This window comes from Sphingosinicella flava (genome assembly GCF_016025255.1).
In the GTDB taxonomy this organism is placed as follows: Bacteria; Pseudomonadota; Alphaproteobacteria; order Sphingomonadales; family Sphingomonadaceae; genus Allosphingosinicella; species Allosphingosinicella flava.
On sequence record NZ_CP065592.1, the window covers coordinates 1,602,555 to 1,619,963 of the forward strand.

10 protein-coding genes are annotated in these 17,409 nt (G+C 64.4%); 1 reads left to right on the forward strand and 9 read right to left on the reverse strand.

Annotation, left to right across the window (positions count from 1 at the left end):
• Positions 1–2 precede the first annotated feature (2 nt).
• From IC614_RS08280 to IC614_RS08300, 5 genes are all read right to left on the reverse strand, one after another.
• Positions 3–1,088, reverse strand: a complete 1,086-nt coding sequence (locus IC614_RS08280; protein ID WP_200970876.1) for an aldose epimerase family protein — start codon at positions 1,086–1,088, stop codon at positions 3–5.
• A gap of 52 nt (positions 1,089–1,140) precedes the next feature.
• A complete protein-coding gene (locus IC614_RS08285) occupies positions 1,141–2,028 on the reverse strand; it encodes an SMP-30/gluconolactonase/LRE family protein (RefSeq protein ID WP_200970877.1) in 888 nt (295 codons plus the stop codon).
• 181 nt (positions 2,029–2,209) lie between these two features.
• Positions 2,210–2,797 carry a fasciclin domain-containing protein gene (locus IC614_RS08290; protein ID WP_200970878.1) on the reverse strand — a complete coding sequence of 196 codons (588 nt, stop codon included), beginning with the start codon at positions 2,795–2,797 and terminating at the stop codon, positions 2,210–2,212.
• Positions 2,798–2,880: 83 nt separating this feature from the next.
• Positions 2,881–3,603: an anti-sigma factor gene (locus IC614_RS08295; RefSeq protein ID WP_200970879.1), complete on the reverse strand. Its 723-nt coding sequence runs from the start codon at positions 3,601–3,603 to the stop codon at positions 2,881–2,883.
• Complete coding sequence (locus IC614_RS08300) at positions 3,600–4,175, reverse strand: sigma-70 family RNA polymerase sigma factor (RefSeq protein WP_200970880.1); 576 nt, start codon at positions 4,173–4,175, stop codon at positions 3,600–3,602. The genes IC614_RS08295 and IC614_RS08300 overlap by 4 nt, the downstream gene beginning before the upstream one ends.
• 172 nt (positions 4,176–4,347) lie before the next feature.
• Here IC614_RS08300 and msrB point away from each other — a divergent pair, with 172 nt between their 5' ends.
• On the forward strand, positions 4,348–4,833 hold the full coding sequence (gene msrB, locus IC614_RS08305; RefSeq protein ID WP_200970881.1) for a peptide-methionine (R)-S-oxide reductase MsrB: 486 nt from the start codon (positions 4,348–4,350) through the stop codon (positions 4,831–4,833).
• 40 nt (positions 4,834–4,873) lie between these two features.
• Here msrB and IC614_RS08310 read toward each other — a convergent pair whose 3' ends face one another.
• The 4 genes from IC614_RS08310 to IC614_RS08325 all read right to left on the reverse strand — a co-directional run bounded on the left by IC614_RS08310 (position 4,874) and on the right by IC614_RS08325 (position 17,307).
• Positions 4,874–12,850 carry a YDG domain-containing protein gene (locus tag IC614_RS08310; protein ID WP_200970882.1) on the reverse strand — a complete coding sequence of 2,659 codons (7,977 nt, stop codon included), beginning with the start codon at positions 12,848–12,850 and terminating at the stop codon, positions 4,874–4,876.
• A 20-nt stretch (positions 12,851–12,870) separates the two neighbouring features.
• Entirely contained in the window at positions 12,871–14,634 is a 1,764-nt protein-coding gene (locus tag IC614_RS08315; RefSeq protein ID WP_200970883.1) for a ShlB/FhaC/HecB family hemolysin secretion/activation protein, read from the reverse strand.
• A gap of 349 nt (positions 14,635–14,983) precedes the next feature.
• Complete coding sequence (locus IC614_RS08320; protein WP_200970884.1) at positions 14,984–16,228, reverse strand: MFS transporter; 1,245 nt, start codon at positions 16,226–16,228, stop codon at positions 14,984–14,986.
• On the reverse strand, positions 16,216–17,307 hold the full coding sequence (locus tag IC614_RS08325) for a LacI family DNA-binding transcriptional regulator (RefSeq protein ID WP_200970885.1): 1,092 nt from the start codon (positions 17,305–17,307) through the stop codon (positions 16,216–16,218). Before IC614_RS08325 ends, IC614_RS08320 begins: the two co-directional genes overlap by 13 nt.
• Positions 17,308–17,409 lie beyond the last annotated feature (102 nt).

Genomic DNA, 17,409 nt, shown 5'->3' on the forward strand with positions numbered 1-17,409 from the left:
CCTTAAGGAACGCCGATCGCCGAAAAGCGGAACAGGATCAGGTTCCGGTAAGTCTGGCCGGGCTCGAGCCGCACCGAGCCGAATTCCGGACGGTTCGGCGTATCGGGAAACATTTGCGGTTCCAGCGCGATCGCGTCGCCCTGGCGGTAGAGCTTGCCGCCCTTGCCGACAATTGTCCCGTCCAGGAAATTGCCGGAATAGAATTGCAGGCCGGGCTGGGTCGAGAGCACTTCCAGAACACGTCCCGATTTCGGTTCCTCGACCCGGGCAAGGAGCCGCGGCGCCGCGGCGATATGGCGATCGACCACCCAATTATGGTCGTAGCCGCGCCCAAAGCGGATTTGTTCGTCCGATGCATCGCGGACGCGCGCGCCGACGGCGATGGGCTTGCGGAAATCGAACGCCGTTCCGCCGACCAGGCGGAATTCGCCGGTGGGAATGGCGGTGGCGTCGGTCGGCAGATAATGATCGGCGGGAATGGTGAGCAGATGCCCCATCGCGCCATCCGCCGATCCTTCGCCCGCGAGATTCCAATAAGCATGGTTGGACAGGTTGACGATCGTCGTCCTGTCGGTGGTCGCGCCATAGTCGACGGCGAGAACATTGTTTTCGTCCAGCGAATAAGTCGCCGTGACAGTGAGCGTACCGGGATAGCCCTGATCGCCGTCCGGGCTGACATGGCGCAGGGTCACGCTTTGCCGCGCGCCCCGCGTCACGGAGATTATCGTCCAGAGCGCCTTGTCGAAACCCGTGGTGCCGCCGTGCAGCGAATTGGGGCCGTTGTTGACGGGCAGGAGGAAGGGCTTCCCGTCGAGCGTGAAGCGGCCCTGGGCGATGCGATTGGCGACGCGGCCGACGGTCGCGCCGAAATATTCGGAGCCGGCGAGATAGCCGTCGAGGGTCGGATAGCCCAGGGCGACGTCCGCTTTGCCGCCGTCGCGGTCCGGCACGATGACGGACTGAATGGCCGCGCCAAAGGTGATGATGCGGACCTCGACGCCATTGCCGTTGGTGAGCGTGACCGCTTCCACGACCCGCCCGTCCGGCAGCTTTCCGAATGCGGCGCGCCTCACATCCGCAGCTTTCATTCCGGATCCTTCCTTCCAAACCGATGGGCCATGGGGCGCAGTTTTTCGCCTTTCAGCCCTGGAACGGCATGTCGGCCAGTCCGGTTGCGCCGGGCTTCCATGAAAAGAGCCCGCCCGCTTGCGGTTGCCCGGCCAGGTCTTCCGCCGATAATCCGATGCGCGCCGACGTGACGAACAGGCGGTCCAGGCCCTCGCCGCCAAAGGCGCAACTGGTCGGCCGCTGCACCGGAAGCGCGATCGTCGCCATCACGTCTCCCCCCGGCGACAGGCGGCGGACGCACCAGCCATCCCAAAAGGCGATCCACAAACAACCTTGCGCATCGACGGTCATGCCATCGGGATAGCCGTCGCCCTCCCCGAAGCGGGCCAGGACGCGCCGCTCCCCCGGCTCGCCGCGATCGTCGAGATCGAACGCATAGACGATCTGCCGCGCGGAATCGGTATGGTAGAGGATGCGTCCATCCCCGCTGAAGGCCGGGCCGTTGGTGACGCGATACCCCTCGTCATGGCGGTGGACGCGGAGATCGGGATCGAGCCGGTATAGCGCGCCCGAAGCCTGGGTTTCGGAATCGTCCATCGTGCCCGCCCAGAAGCGGCCCCTCCGGTCGGCCTTGCCGTCGTTGAAGCGGTTGCCGGGAAGGTCCGGCTCCACCTCGCCCAGAAATTCGAAAGACCCTTTTTCCGGGTCGAAGAAGGCGAAGCCGCGATAAGTGGCCGCGACGAAGCCGCCGCCTTGCCGCGGCGCGAGCGAGCAAATGGGTACAGGCGGCGTCCATTGCGTCGTCGCGCCGCTGCCGATGTCGAGCCGGAGCAGCAGACCCCCTTTGATATCCACCCAGTAAAGCGCATCCTCCCGCTCTACCCAGACCGGGCCCTCGCCAAGCAGGGAGCGGCAGTCCGAAACGCAAATGGGCGTCGCGCCGTTTTGGTGATCAGCCATCCGCCCTTTTCCTCACGCCTTAGCCTCGATCGCCCGGCGAAATTCGCCGATATGCTTCAAGGCTCTGTCTTCCATGACAAAAAGATTGGGAAGCGGGCAAGCGGTGAGTGAGCGCTGCCGTCAGGCAGGGCGTTCGGGCGCCGCGAGGACGATCGCGGCGCCCGCCGGGCCGAAACAGGGATCAGCCCGGAAGTGAAACCGCATCGGTGACGTGGATGACGCCGTTCAACTGCAGCACGTCCGCCTGGGTGACATGGGCCATGCCGCCCTTCGCATCGACCAGCATGATCCGGTCGCCCATCATGCGCGCGGTCAACGTGCCGCCCTGGACGGTCGTGAGGCTGGCCTGGCCGCCGCCTGCCCGGATGCGGGACATGAGGTCGGCGGCGGTCAGCCGCCCGGCAACGACATGATAGGTCAGCACGGACTGCAGCATCGCCTGGTTCTGCGGCTGCAGGAGAGTATCCACCGTTCCCGCCGGCAATTTGGCGAAGGCATCGTTGGTGGGGGCGAAGACCGTGAACGGCCCCGCGCCCGACAAGGTATCGACGAGGCCCGCCGCCTTGACCGCGGCGACGAGGGTGGTGTGATCCTGCGAATTGACGGCATTCTGCACGATCGTGCGATTGGCATACATCGGCGCGCCGCCGACGGTGACCACGCCGTCCATATCGCCTGCGGCATAGGCGCCGCCGCCGGTGGTCATGCAGGCGGAGAGCGAAAGGCCGAGCGCGGCGATGACCGCTGTGGAACGGAGGAAGTTTTTCATTTTTGGTCCCTTGTTCATGGCAACCATCGTCGAGGTTGCGATGAAGATACGGACCGAACCGTAAAACGGATGCAGCCTGGTGCCTAAACGCGCACGAGCTTGCCGGAAGCCACGACCGGCCCGGTCGGCTGCCCGGTCGGGGAGCCGCCCACGGGCTCCACCGAAATCGCGATCGTCGCGTCGGGCCTGAATCCCGCCTTGACCGGCACCGGCACCCGGATGCGATGCGGCGACGTGGAAGCGATAAGGCCAAGCGATCGGGGCGTTCCGGAAGCCGGAATCAGCCAGAGTTGATGATCGTGGCCGGGGGCGGGCGTCGCGACGGCCGGGCTGACCAGAAGCGTGCCGTCGTCCGGATCATAAGAGACGATGAAGGCGGCGCTTCGATCCTGCGCGGCGACGTTCGCAACCAAGGCGGGCTGGTTTGGCGGGGGCTGAACCGCCGTATCGCGCTGGAAAAGACCGGTGCCGAGAACGATCAGCAAGGAAGCGGCCACCGCCGAAACCGCGGCGGAATAGGCCTTCCAGCGGTTGATGCGCCGTTCGAAGCGATGGATGACGGCGCTTTCGGTCCGAAGAGGAGGGAGCGAAGCCTCGATCCTGGGCAAAAGCCCTGCAGGGGGCTCCACCGCGTCGATATCGTCGATCAGCGGCGACAGGGTCTCCTGCCACTCCGCCACGAGCGCGGCGAAGGCGGCGTCGGACGCGATCAGCATTTCCGCACGCGCGCGATCCGCGCCGTCGAGCACGCCGAGAGCATATTCGGCGGCGAGCAGATTCCGATCCTGATCCGGCGCAAGGCTCATTGTTGAAGGCACTCCTTCAGGCTGATGAGCCCGCGCCTGATCCAGCTTTTCACGGTGCCGAGCGGAATGCCCTTGCGCGCGGCCAGTTCGGCATAGCTGAAGCCCATGTAAAAGGCTTCGCGGATCGCCCCGCGCTGCTGGTCCTGCAGGGTGCCGAGGCAATGCGTCAGCCGCCGGCGATCCTCGCCGGCTTCCAATATGGCCAATGCCGAGGCGCCGGGATCCGCGACATCCAGGGCCTCGCGGTCCAAGGCCTCCGCCGGCTTTCTGCCGCGGGCCCGGACCCGGTCGATCGCCCGGTTGCGCGCAAGCGATGCAAGCCAGGTGATCGGGCTCGAGCGCCCGGGATCAAACCCGCCCGCTTTTTGCCAGACACTCACATATACGTCCTGCAACACGTCCTCGGCCTCGCTCCTGTCCGCCAAGATACGCAGGCAGATGCCAAACAGCTTCGCGGACGTTTTGGCATAGACTTCCGCGAAGGCGGCGCGATCGCCGTTGCGGACCTTCACAAGCGTTTGTGCCAGCCGCGCGCGATCCGCACTCTTCCTCGACTGATCCGCCCCTTGCATCCGGTGAGATTCGCATGCTTCGCATCATCCGGCAAGCATTACGAAGAACGCCTCTGCCGGACATCCGCATCCCCTTCGCGCCCTGCGTTGCCCGCTTCTGAAAATCCCTGCGTTGAAACCGGTTGCATCCAATCCGGCGGCGGGGCGTATCTTGGGGCAGCAAAGGATTGGCATGATGACGATCTCCAGTTTCGACAGGCGCCGGTTCATGGGCTGCGCGATTTCGGCTCTCGCCTTGTTCGCCCGGGCGCCCGCAAAAGCCGCCGCCCGCTTCGAAGTCGTCAGGACCGAGCAGGAGTGGCGCCGCCGCCTGGGCCCGCAACGCTTCGCCGTGCTGAGGCAGGCGGGCACCGAACGGCCCGGCTCCAGCCCGCTCAACCGGGAAAAACGCCGGGGCACCTTCGCGTGCGCAGGCTGCGGACTGCCGCTTTTTTCATCGGCGGCCAAGTTCGACAGCGGCACGGGCTGGCCGAGTTTCTATCGCGCCCTGACCAATGCCGTCGTGACGAAAAGCGACCGATCGATGCTGGCCCCGCGCACCGAAGTGCTCTGCCGCCGTTGCGGCGGACATTTGGGGCATGTTTTCAACGATGGGCCCAAGCCGACCGGGCTGCGCTATTGCATGAACGGCCTCGCGCTGAATTTCCGTCCGGCCTGACGGCAGGCTTCCTGACGCATCAGGAAGCCTGCCGTCACCCTCATTTCAAGACCGCAAAGGATGCCGGCAGGCCGGTTCCAGGGCTGTGGTCCGCGCCCGCTTGATTAAGGCAGCCCTCTCCATCGTCTCCACTTGCCGGGCCGCAAGTCTCTTTCTCATCGATGACCAGGGTGGGATCTTCCTTTCGCGCCTCGCCCCATTGTCCGACGGCTGAAAGGAATTCGGAGAAGGATTCAGCCGACAGGCGCGGCTGTATCACCAAGGAATTGCCCACGAACGAAAGTTCGTAATTGGCCGAGGCCGCGAGGCTTCCCTGGCCGATGGCATAAGAGCCCGGAATCTCTCCGGCAGCGCGGCTCAACGCACCCGTCAGGCCATCCCCGGCGGCCAGGGATCCGGCGCTTATCTGATAAGTCAGCACCGGATCCGGTTGTCCTTGCAGGCGGCTTTGCGGATCGGCGGTCACGGTGATGGCGCGCCGCAAGATGGCCGCTATCGCGGTGGCCGGAAGCGCCAGCACATAATTGCCCGCGTCAGACCCGGCGAGCGCCGCCCCGTTGACGGAAACCGTCTTGCCTGTTCCGGCATTGCGATCGGCGAAGGCGAAACTTGCGGAAGCGGAGACGTGGTCGCCGGCAACGACGCCATCGATCGCGACGCTGCCGTTCGCGGCGGTCGTGCCGTCATAGACCTTGTCTTGCACGACCGCCGTGCCGGAAATCCTTCTCCGCAGGATATCGGCCAAAGCGGGCGCCGGAAGCGTCAGGGTGTAATTGCCAGCATCCGTTCCGCTCAAGGCGGCATTGGTTATGGTGACCGTCTTACCCGTTCCGGCATTCTTGTCGGCGAAGGCAAAGGTGCCGCCGGCGGTTACCGTGTCGCCGGCCACCACGCCGTCGAGGGCGATCGTGCCTGTGGCGGCGGTTGTGCCGTCATAGGTCTTGCTGTTGGCCGTGGCCGTAGCCGTGATCGTCTTCCGGAGAATGTCGGCCAAAGCGGATGTCGGGATCGTCACCGTATAGTTGCCCGCGTCGGCCCCGCTGATCGTGACATTGCTGACAGCCACGGTCTTCGCTGCGCCGGCATTCCTGTCGGCAAAGGCGAAGGTGCCGCTTGCCGCCACGGAATCGCCCGCCACGACGCCGTTCAGCGCAAGGCTGCCGGTGGCGGCGATCGTGCCGTCATAGGTCTTGCTGTTCGCGGCGGCGACCGCGAGGATGTCCTTCCGGAGAATGTCGGCGACTGCCGTCTGGTCGGCGGAGGTCAGGATGTAATTGCCCGCATCAGCGCCGTTCAGCGCAATATTGCCGACGTTCACCACCTTGCCCGTGCCGGCATTCTTGTCGGCGAAAGCAAAAGTGCCGGTGGCGCCCACGGTGTTGGCGTCGCCGGCCATCACGCCGTTCAGCGCAAGGCTGCCGGTCGCGCCGGTCGTGCCGTCATAAGTCTTGCCGTTCGCCGTGGCAGAGACCGTGACCGCTTTCCTTGCAATGTCGGCCGTGGCCGGTGCCTGGAGGGTCACGGTATAGTTTGCCGCATCCGCGCCGGTCAGGCCTAAACCGGTGACATTCACCGTCTTGCCGACGCCTGCATTCTTGTCGGCGAAGGCGAAGGTGCCGGTGGCGCCCACGGTGTTGGCGTCGCCCGCCGCCACGCCGTTCAAGGCTAGCGAGCCGGTCGCATCGGTCGTGCCGTCATAGGTCTTGCCGACCGCCGTGGCGATTGCCGTGATCGCTTTTCTGGCGATGTCGGCCGTCGCCGGCGCCTGCAAGGTTACGATATAGTTGGCTGCATCCGCGCCGGTCAGGCCCAGGCCGGTGACGTTCACGGCCTTGCCGGTGCCGGCATTCTTGTCGGCAAAGGCGAACGCGCCGGTCGCGCTGACGCTGTCGGTGACGACCGCCCCGTTGAGCGAAAGCCCGCCCGTGGCGGCGGTCGTGCCGTCATAGGTCTTGTTGCTGACGCTGGCGGTTGCCGTAATCGCTCTTTGGGCGATGTTCCCGGTCACCGGCGCTTGCAAAGTGACGGTATAGTTGGCCGCATCCGCGCCGGTCAGGCCCAAGCCACTGACGTTCACGGCCTTGCCAATACCGGCCGTCTTGTCGGCGAAGGCCAGGGAGCCGACGGCGCTGACCGCATCGGTGACGACGGCGCCGTTCAGCGCAAGGCTGCCGCTCGCACCCGTCGTGCCGTCATAGGTCTTGTCGCTCACCGATCCCGTGACGGTGATGGCTCTCCTGGCGATATTGGCCTGTGCCGTGGCGGCGCTTGCCACGGTATAATTGCCCGCGTCCGCACCGCTCAGCGTGATGCCGCTCGCGGTCACGATCTTGTTGTCGGCCGCATGCTTGTCGGCGAAGGTGAAAGCGCCATTGGCCGAAACGGCATCGCCGGTGACGATGCCGCCAAGGGCGATGCTGCCCGTGGCATCGGCATTGCCGTCATAGGTCTTGTTGTTGGCCGAGGCGGTCGCGGTGAGCGCCTTGGGCGTGACGGTGATCTGCCCGTTGCCCGCGACCGCGACGGCATAGCCGTTGAGCCCGGCGAGGCTGCCCGTGGAAATGGCGGTCGCATAAGGGCCACCCGCCACGGAGGCGCGCTCCGCAAGTCCCCCCGACGTGACGACTGGCGCTCCGGAAAAGGCCATGGCCGCCGTATCGCCCAGGAACGCGCCCGCGACTCCGGGTTGAAGTCCGGAAACCGTATAGAGGGTGGCTGCCCCCGTCAGGTCGGTGCCATAGACTTTCGTGACGTCGGCGGCAGTGAAGGTGACGGTCGGCTGGAAAGCGAAGACGTAGCGGTTGCCGCTGACGCTTCCCGGCGCGACGGAGCCGATATTGCCGTTCCAGATCGCGGTGTTGTTGCTGTTGAGAGCGCCGAACGTGTTGCCTGTAGGCGCCGCGGCGTAGACGACCCAATGGCCGGTCCCATTCGTGGTGATCGGGTTGATGGAGGCATTGTTGACGAAAGCCGCGTCCGTGGACAGGGCCACGTTCCGGCCGGTCAGCCTGCCCGCTGCGCCGATGGTCAGATTTCCACCGGTCGTGCGGATGGTCACATCGCCGCCCGCGACGTTCGCCTGCACATTGCCGGTGATCGCAAGTCCGCCGACATCGGCGAGATTGAGGCTGTTCGTGGTGAAAGCGCCAAGGTTCGTGATCTCGTTCGCTTGCGTCAGCATTGTATCCACGCTGACAAAGCCGCTCAGCGTGGCGGCCCTAAGAATGCCGGCCGTCTGAGTGACGGAACCCGCCAATGCGTTGATTTGAAGATTTTGCCCCGCGGCATTGACGTCGGCGGCAAGCCCCAGGTTTCCGGTTTCGGCGTCAAGGGTCAGTCCGCCCGCGCCGCTCCCCAGCGCGCCGGTGACGGTGAAGCCGTTAATGTCGACATAGCTGAAGCCAGCACCCGCGGTGAACGCGCCCAGCGACACGACATTGTTGTTCGAAGCAGAGTTGGACAGGCTGGTGGTGCCGGTCGAGGAACCGGAAAGCGTGCCGGTGACGATCGATCCGGCGGTCTGGCTGATGCCTGCCGTGGAAACGAGCGTTACACTTTGGGATGTGCCGGTCGTCACATCTTCAGCCAGGACAATCCCGCCCGCCGAGAGGCTGACCCCCTTGTTGGTTGACGAAAGCGCACCTTCGACGTTGAGGCCGCCGCCATTCTGGACGTTCACGGTCAACATGCCGGGCACGTTCAGGGACGAGCCCAGAATCAATCCGCCCAAGGTGTCGGTGATGGTGAGATCGTCGCGGGTGGCGCCACTATAAGGCCCGGTCAGCGCGACCCCCGCGAAATCGGCGGCCGTCATCGACATGTCGTCTCCGACAGCCGCGCCATTCACCAAGTCGAGCGTGCTGCCCGCGATCAGGTTGACGTCGCCGCCTGCCACATATCGTCCGACCGAGGACACGTCGCGCACCGTCAGGTTGCCCGCAGCGTTGAGCGTCACGTCGCCGTTATGGGTGCTGGCGACACTGCCGCCGACGGCTACCGTCATGTCGCCGGACGTGGTCGTGACCGAGAAATTGTTGGCCGCGCGATTGCTGCCGGTAAGGGTTAATGCGCGTCCGTTGCTGAAGCCGAAGCTGCCATAAGCGAAGATGTTGTCCAGCGTATTGACCTGGTTGGCGCCAAGCAGGCTGACATGAGCCTGGGTTTCTTCAAAACGCCCCGCGACGATGCGCAGGATATCAGCGGAGATGCCCGCCGTGGACGACTGCGAAATGTCCCGGAAAGTGTAAAAATCGACCACCCGGCCCAAGGCAATGACGTTCGAATTGAGCGTTATCCCGCCGCCCGCGCTTGCCAGGGAAACGTCCCCGGTCGCGGTGATGCCGCTGATAGCACCTGCGGTTCCAACGGTGAACGTGCCCGAATTGGTGAAGCCCAGCCCGCCCGCACGGATGTTCGCCGCCAGCGTGTTCACGGAATTGGTGGCGGCGAACGAAGCCGTGCCGGCGCTTAACCCCAGGCTTTCCAAGGGCGTGAATTGGCCCACGGCCTGATTGAAGGTCGCGGCGCCGGTCACATCCACCAGAAGGCTCGTGCCCGTGAACACGGCGTTCACGCGCTGGAAATTCACGCTGCTGGCCGTCAGGCTGTGACTGCCGGCGCCAAGATTAACCGTGTCGGCATAGGTCTGCGCGCCCGTGGTGGTGACGGCTCCTGAATTCAGCGTCGTGGATCCGGCAGCGTCCGTTGTCAGCGATGCAAGGGCCCTAGTGCCGCCGATCGTGCCGCTCAGCGTGGTTGTCCCCCCGGTATTGATGGTGAGGGCCTGTGCACCGGTCTGCGAATCTAGGATATTGGCAATGGTGATGTTGCCTGCGGCGCCAGCGCCGCTGCTGTTCAGGGTCGTCGCGCCGCTGAGCGTCACCGCGTCGTTATACGTCTGCGTGCCAGTGGTGTTGATGGCGCCTGCCAGGGTCGTCGTGCCGCCATTGCCGGTGGAAAGGTTGCGAATGCCAAGGAAGGTTGCGCCGGTGATCGTGGTGTTGCCGCTGTAGTTCAGCGCAAGATCGTTGCCGGAGCCGCTCACGGACCCAAAGGTGCTGGTGCTTCCCGTCAGCGTCGTTGCCCCGGCAAGAACCACATTGTCGGCGTAAGTTTGAGTGCCCGTCGTGGTGATCGCGCCCCTTAACTGCGTGGTTCCACCCGCATCCGTGCTGAGGGACGTAAGAGCGGTCGTTTGACCGACCCCGCCGGAAAAGCTGGTCGTTCCGCCACTGTTGACGGTCAGACCGAAGGCGCCGTCCACGGCTCCGGCGAACGTCACGTTCGCTATGCCGCCGGTCGTCAGCGCGGCGTTGGCGGCGAGAACGACATTGTCGTTATAGCTTTGCGCCCCAGTGGTGGAGATGTTGCCGGAGATCGAAGTCGAACCGCCGCTGTTGGTGGTAAGCGAGGCCAGCGCGGTGTTCCCGCCAATCGCGCCGCCAAAGACCGTCGATCCTGCCGTGTTCACGACGAGGTTCAGAGCGCCATTGATCGTGCCGTTGAAGGCAATGTCGCCGTTGCCGGTGCTGACAAAGGTCTTGGTGCCAGTCCCGCCCAGAACGCTGTTGCCGTTATACGTTTGCGCGCCGGTCGTCGTGATCTGCGAGAGCCCGAACTGGAAGTTCGTCGCGCCTGTCGCGGCCAGGCTGGCAAGAGCGGCGGTCGAGCCGATCTGGTTTTCAAGAAAAATCGAGGTTCCGGAGAGGTTGAGCCCGGTCTGCCCCGCAACTTCGGAATCGACGGCGGAGAGGAAGATGTTGCCGGCTCCGATCGACCGAATTCCAGCGCCTTTCAGGGTCAGGGCGCTGTTGAAATCGACACTGGATGCGGAAATTTCGCCGGAAAGGCTCGCCGTTTCATTATAGACTTGGGCGCCGCTGGTCGTGACGTTGCCGTTGATCGCCACGGTTCCGCCAACATCGGTCGTCAGCGACGTCAGGACCGTGTTGCCGCCCACATGTCCATTAAAGGTCGTAGCGCCGCTGGTGTTGACCGTCAGCGATTGCGCTCCGTCGACCGTGTTGAGCGTAATGGCGCCCCCGCCGGTGCTGGTCAGCGTCGTAGCCCCGCCAAGGGTCACCGCATCGTTGAAGGTCTGCGCCCCGGTCGTGCGCACTGTTCCGTTGAGAGCGGTCGCACCCGGCGCATCGGTGACAAGCGAGGTGAGCGCGGTGTTTCCGCCGACTGCGCCCCCGAACGTCGTCATGCCCGGCGAATTGACAACCAGGCTGCCCGCGCCATCGACCGTTCCGGAGAAAGACGCATTGCCATTCGCGCTCACCTGGACATTGCCGGTCAGGGAAGCGGCTCCAGCGATCGCCACCTGTCCGCCGCTGTTCGACACGGTGGAGTTCGCCAGCGCGACTGTGTCGCCCGCAAGGTTGATCGATCCGCCCGCCGCCTGGACCGACGCGTTGGAAATATTGAGAGTCGCGCCCGCGCCTGCCGTGAGGGTCACGCCGCCGCCGCCATTTATGGCGCCCGAGACGACCAGGCCGTTCGCATCGCGATAATGGAAGCCGCCCGCGGCGCTCGAAGCGCCCAGCGTGGTGACCGCGTTGGCGACATTGTCGAGATCGACCGAGGCCCCGACCGAGTTGGCGGTGAGCGTGTTGGTGGCGATCGTCCCGCTATTCTGTATGATGGCGTTGAACGCGCTCAGGCTGACGGAACGGCCAAGGGCGGTCGCCGTCACATCTCCATCCAGTTGGATGATACCCGATCCGCCGGCGGACAGGACGATATTCTCATTGGTCGAGGATATGCCGCTGCCCAGGATAGTGATCGATCCATTGAGGGTGTTGACCGTCAAGGTTCCGGGCGCCGTCAAGCCGTTTAAGACCAAACCTCCCGCGGTATCGGTGATGGTGAGATCGCCGGTGGTAGTGCTGAAGCTGGGCTGGAATGCCCCGCCGGTAAAGTCGCCTGCGGTTATGGCGTAATTTCGGCCGACGGTACGGGAAGCGCTGTTGGTGTTCAGCAGCTGGCCCGCCACTAACGTCATATCCCGGTTGGAAAACAGGCTGAACGTGTTCAAATTGATGCCGGCGCCCATCGGTATGGTGGGCGCGCCGCTGGAAATCCCGCCGCCCGCGACCAGGACAATGTTGCCGTCGCTATTCGCCACCGCGCCGGATGCCCTGACATTCCCGGTGACGGTGATGATCGCATCCGCGAGGGCCCGGCTGCTGACGGCGCCAAGATAAACGTTCCCCGCATCGACGCTGCCCGACAGATCGATCGGCGTGGCGCTGCTCGATCCCACCGCGCTCGACGGCACGGTCCAGCTCATCAGGTCGAGATCGCCATTGGCGTCCGGAGCGAAAGTGATGGTGTAATCCTGGGCCGCGCCGAACAGCACGTCGGAATTGGCCCCTGTCGACGAATCGTTGATGAACGAGCTTCCCTCGGTAATCACCACCGGCGCGATGAGGGCGAGGGTGCCGCCATTGACGATGAGCTGCGCGCCGCTCCGCACGGTCACGCTGCTGGTCGGCGCCGCACCCGCAAAGCTGAAGCTGTTTCCGCCGAACAGGAAGTTGCCATCAGCGATCGGCGCCGTCGTGGCGAGCAGACCGCCGACGTTGACGATCGCGCCGTTGTTGAAGACGACGCCGCCCGGAGCGGTGAACCAGACATTGCCGCCGACCGGCCCCGCGCCGCTTCCCATAGTGCCCACCACGCTGCCATTGATCGTGGCGGTGCCCGATGCCAGCCGGTTCAATACGATGTCGCCGCGGTTGTTGAATATGAAGTTGAGGTTGCGGCCGCTTGGAAGATTCAGCGTAGCCCAGTTCACGATCGTCCGGCTGTTGCCGAGCGTGATGCTCGTCGTAATGCCGCTCGTCGTAATGTCGGTGGAGCCGCTGCCATTGGCGTTGGTGGAGGTGACGATGCCGCCGACGGTGCTGACGCTTTGGGCAACCGCGTCCGCCGGGATCAAGGCAACAAAAACCGTACCCAGTGCGGCCTGGAGGAGGAGCGCCTTGCGGCCGGTGCGAAGCGTGCGGGTCATCGAAACAACTCCTGGATACGTCAGAAACGGGTAATGAGATTGACGAGAAGGCGGTCGGACGCCTTGGGCCCGCCTGCCACGGGCCGGTCGAACGGATGGGCGTAGGTGAGGTCGAGGCTCAACCGGTCGGTCAGGCCGAAACGAACGCCGCCTCCGCCCGACTGCACCTTGCGCTCACCCGATCCAAAGCCGGGATCGAGATTTTCCACCCATGCGGAATCGATGAAGCCGAACGCGCTGCCGCTTACCGGCCCCAATCCGAACGGACCGTAACGCAGCTCCAGCGCGCTCGCGGCGACGCGATCCCCCGCGACCGCCCCCGGATCATAGCCCCGGCCGATCGTATAATTGCCGATGGCAAGCTCTTCATAGGCCAGCAGCGGATCATCGGCCCATTGGAAGAGCAGCGAGGTCGCGAGGCTGACCCCCGGCGCCAGCGCCATTTCCGCGCGGCCGTTGACCCGGAGGAGCGTGGCTTGGGGATCGGCCTTCGCGCGCGACAAGTCCGCTTCTCCGCCCTTGCTCGCGCCAAGCGCGCTCAGGCCCTTGCGCAACTCAAGGCCGAGCGACGCGAAAGCGGGCATGGACAGGATGTTCGTGCGCTGATTGCCGTCCAGACGGAGATAGAGAATGCGGAGCTTGTCGTCGATCAGCCGCGCCAGGCCGTCAAAGGCATCGGACGTCTGGTCCACGGCTTCGATGCCCGCCGCGACCCAGAGATTGTGCCTGCGGTGCCGGATGGCCGGATAGGCAAGCTCGGCCGTCCCCACCAGGGATTCGCCTTCCAGGTCCAGCACGCTGATCGCGCCGCTCGGGCGGCTGCGCGCATAGGAGATGGAGCCGCGGGCGAGGAGGCCGCTCCCCCCCAGCCTGATTTCCTCCAGCAACTGGATGACGCGCTGCTCATCGAAGTCGCTGGTCGAGGAAACGACAAGCGAGGTCCGCTCGCCAAGGGACGTGAAGCTGTTGAAATCCACGCGGCCGAGCAAGGTCCAGGGGCCCGCCGCGTCGGAGCTGAAATTCTGCGCCCCCGCCAGCGCGCTGATCGCATCGCGCTCCACCTGCACGTCGAGTTCGACAGCGCCCGCTTCGCCCTCCGCAGGCCGTACGTTGGTGGACAGGCGGATGCCGGGAATGTCGGACGCGAGCAGGATTTGCCGCTGCACCACATTGAGGTCGAAGGGCGCCAGCCCCTGAAGGGACGCCATATAGCGTTCGACCTGGCGCTGCGCCGCCCCGGCCGAGCCGTGGACCCGGACGGCGGCGATGCGCGCCTCGATCACCTCCAGCCGCACGCGGCCGTCGCGAATTTCCTGCGGAGGGATTTCAACGCGCGCCAGGAAGCCCTCGGCCAGCAGGAGATCGGCCGCCTTGTCGCGAATGCGGCAAATTTCCGAAACGGGAACCTCGCGGCCCTTCAGGTCCGACCAGGATGATGCCAGCCGCTCCTGGGGAAGAGCGGTCAGGCCGCCGAAATCGATGCCCTGAAGCGTGAAGCGCAAGTCCGACGCCGCGAACGGGCAAGGGCCCGCCGAAAGCTGCCCTTCAATCCCCGAGGCCTGCCGCCCCGGCGAGATGGCGGTGCGTTCGGCCGGACTCAGCTCCTCCCGGCTTGGCAGTGCGTTCTGGGCAGCCGCGGCGGCCGGAAGCGCCATGGCCAGCATCGCCGCTGCCCACAACGGCGCCTTGGCGAGCCGCCGTGGCGCGCCGATGACCGGTTGACAAATCTTGGAAATATCCCGGCCCGCACAAAAACGCCCTGCAACGCCACCAAACTCGTCCATTCATGCCCCCTGAAGCGCCCTCGTCTTTAGCCGGCGAGGCGCGATCAGCGCTCTTAATTATATTCTGAAAAAATGCATCATCTGATCTGTCCGAAGACCGGTCGCACCAGGAATGTCCGGTTTCGGAGCAGTCAGTGCAAGGCAGGTGCTAACTTGCCCCTGATTTTGAGTGTAAGGTCAAGTTCACAAAGTGGATTTTTTTATCAATGGCACCGCTTTTCCGCGGACGCTCCGCGGCCAAGCTCAGGTTGCATGGGCGAAGGCGGCCCGTGCGTGAGGGGAGCCGGCCAAGGCGCGAACGCGTCTTGCAGAACTTAACCTGACAGCGTCGTCTGGCAAAGCTGCAGAATTATCCAAGAGCGCCACCGGCGCGATTTTCAGGCAGAAATGAGACGAGTAGTGCAGCGACGCTGGTCGCGCCTGCAACGAACATGAAAATCGCGCTCAGGCTCGTCGATTGCATCGTCAGAATCACACCCGGTGCAACCAGGGAGGGCAATGTATTGGTGAGGTTCAGCACCCCGAGATCGCGACCGCGGTGAAATCGGGACAGGATTGACAGCGTGTACGCCGAGTGCACGCCGACAAAGATGCAGTAACTTGTCATGAAAAGGGTGTAGGCGCCGCCCGCCCACCACCAGGAAATCGGAAAAGCGACGCCGAACAGACCGGCCGACATCCCCAAGCCAGCAAGGACGAGGAACGGCTTTCTTTGCCCCAGTCGATCGGATGCCGAGCCGGCCAAAAAGGCGGCCGGCACTGCGACTATCGTTCCCATGGCCATGATCGCGGCAATCTTCTGATGCACCATCCCGGCAGCGCTGTGGCCGGCAAGCGTGGCTGTGCTGAAGTGAATGAACACGTATGTCGCCACGCTGGCCGCCGCAGCCTGAACCAACAAGCGCGATGCCCACGCCAGGGGCATACCCAGCGTTCGGGCGGCATCTCCGGGGGGCGCCTCGCTTCCGCGCCCGCCTTCGCGATATCGAAGACAGAATGGCAAGATCGCCGCGAGTGTGACGGCCGAGAGGATCATCAGTTGCGCAGATTCTCCTGCCCGCGGCGCAAGCAGGAGTATGGCGCCCGACAAGGAAGCGAGGGGATGCGCGATGCTGAGCGCAGCTGCAGTCCGGCCTTTCCATCGATCGGGCACTTCGTCCGCAATGACGGCGACCAGCGGTGCGAACATCATGTTGATCATGCATTGCAAGAAAATCACGGCTGCGACGAGCGCTGCGGGCGTGCTCGCCAGCCGCATTCCTCCATAGGCAAGCGCAACGCCAATGCAGCCTCCTGCGATCCAGCTGCGCCGACTGCCCGTTGACCGATATGTTCGGTCGCTGAGCATTCCGAAAAGAATGTTCGAAACACTTGCGGCGAAAACGCCGGCTATGGTGACCAGGCTTAGCAGGCGCAGCGTCGTCTCCGGTGCGATCGCCTGGACCTTCAACGGCAGGAGGATGCTGAAGAACGGAATGAAGCTGACGAATGCGCCCACATAAGCGGCAAGATAGAGCAGAAATCCCCCTTGAACGTCGCGCAAGGATTGTGCGGCATTCCGGCCATCAGCGGAGGCGATGGTCAGCTCCTGCAAGGCCCTGTCGACCCGCGCACGACGAATTCGAATGGGAGGATCTGGCCACTGCTTAGGTCGGACCGTCCGTCCTTGATCTGGATAAGCATCTCCGCCGCCAGCGAGGTCATGCCGGCAATAGGCTGGTGGATCGCGGTAAGCGGCGGCGCGCTCATCCGGACAGTGGGTGTATCGTCGAAGCTGACGATCGAGAGCGCCTCTGGCACCGGTATGTCCAGCTTGCGCGCCATCGCCAACACGGCCAGCGCCATCTCCCCGCTGCTCGCGATGATCGCGGTCGGCGGGCTTTGAATCGCACTTAGGGTTTCGAATGCCTGTACCGCCGAAGCGTAACCGAAGTCGCCTTCTGCAACCAAGGCCGGATCGAACAGGCCATGCCGATCCATCGCTCCCCGATATCCCGCCAGGCGGTCAATGCTTGCAAGATAGTCGCGGCTTCCAGTGATGAAACCGATCCTTTTATGGCCAAGCTCCGCAAGATGGTCCACGGCTGTCGCGGCTGCCAGAGCATCGTTCATCGCGATGCTGAGGCCTTCGCCCTCGGTTCGCGATCCAAGCCGCGCGAAGGGCACTCCGTTGCGCAAGAGAATATCCGCGATCGCGGCATTCTCGGTATGCGGGGGCGTCAGGATGACGCCATCCGGCCGAAGCGCAGAGAGTGCCGCCTGGATCTGATCGACCATCTTGTCGGAATGACTGTCCACCAGTTCAAAGATCATGCGATAGCCATGCTCGGCGCAGGTCAGCATGCCGCCGAGCAGCATCTGGTCGATCCAGTCATTGCCCCGCCCCTCTCGCCATCCCGCAACGGTGGGTTCGCGGTCGTTAAGGGCCATCAGGAGATAGGATCGCGATCCGCCCAGCCGCCGCGCGGCGAGGTTCGGGAAATAGCCGAGCTTCGCAACCGCAGCCTGCACGCGTTCGCGCACTACGGGCGTCACGTTGGGGCCATTATTGATCACCCGCGAGACGGTCTGCAGCGACACGCCCGCCTCGGCCGCGACATGCTTGATGGTCACCGTTTGCCGCGTGCGCGGCGCTCCGGTGTGCCGTTCCTCGAGTGCGGCCCTATTGTTCATAGCGGTCACCATAGAGGCACACCCTGCAGGGTCAACTGACCCAAAGGAGATGGTGAGAACGTTCACAAAATAGTTGCAACCGCAGCCCCTCCCCCCCTAACA

Excerpts from the sequence above, each read along its gene's own strand:
- IC614_RS08280 (WP_200970876.1), bottom strand. The coding sequence starts at position 1,088 with ATGAAAGCTGCGGATGTGAGGCGCGCCGCATTCGGAAAGCTGCCGGAC.
- IC614_RS08285 (WP_200970877.1), bottom strand. The coding sequence starts at position 2,028 with ATGGCTGATCACCAAAACGGCGCGACGCCCATTTGCGTTTCGGACTGC.
- IC614_RS08290 (WP_200970878.1), bottom strand. The coding sequence starts at position 2,797 with ATGAAAAACTTCCTCCGTTCCACAGCGGTCATCGCCGCGCTCGGCCTT.
- IC614_RS08295 (WP_200970879.1), bottom strand. The coding sequence starts at position 3,603 with ATGAGCCTTGCGCCGGATCAGGATCGGAATCTGCTCGCCGCCGAATAT.
- IC614_RS08300 (WP_200970880.1), bottom strand. The coding sequence starts at position 4,175 with ATGCAAGGGGCGGATCAGTCGAGGAAGAGTGCGGATCGCGCGCGGCTG.
- msrB (WP_200970881.1), top strand. The coding sequence starts at position 4,348 with ATGATGACGATCTCCAGTTTCGACAGGCGCCGGTTCATGGGCTGCGCG.
- IC614_RS08310 (WP_200970882.1), bottom strand. The coding sequence starts at position 12,850 with ATGACCCGCACGCTTCGCACCGGCCGCAAGGCGCTCCTCCTCCAGGCC.
- IC614_RS08315 (WP_200970883.1), bottom strand. The coding sequence starts at position 14,634 with ATGGACGAGTTTGGTGGCGTTGCAGGGCGTTTTTGTGCGGGCCGGGAT.
- IC614_RS08325 (WP_200970885.1), bottom strand. The coding sequence starts at position 17,307 with ATGAACAATAGGGCCGCACTCGAGGAACGGCACACCGGAGCGCCGCGC.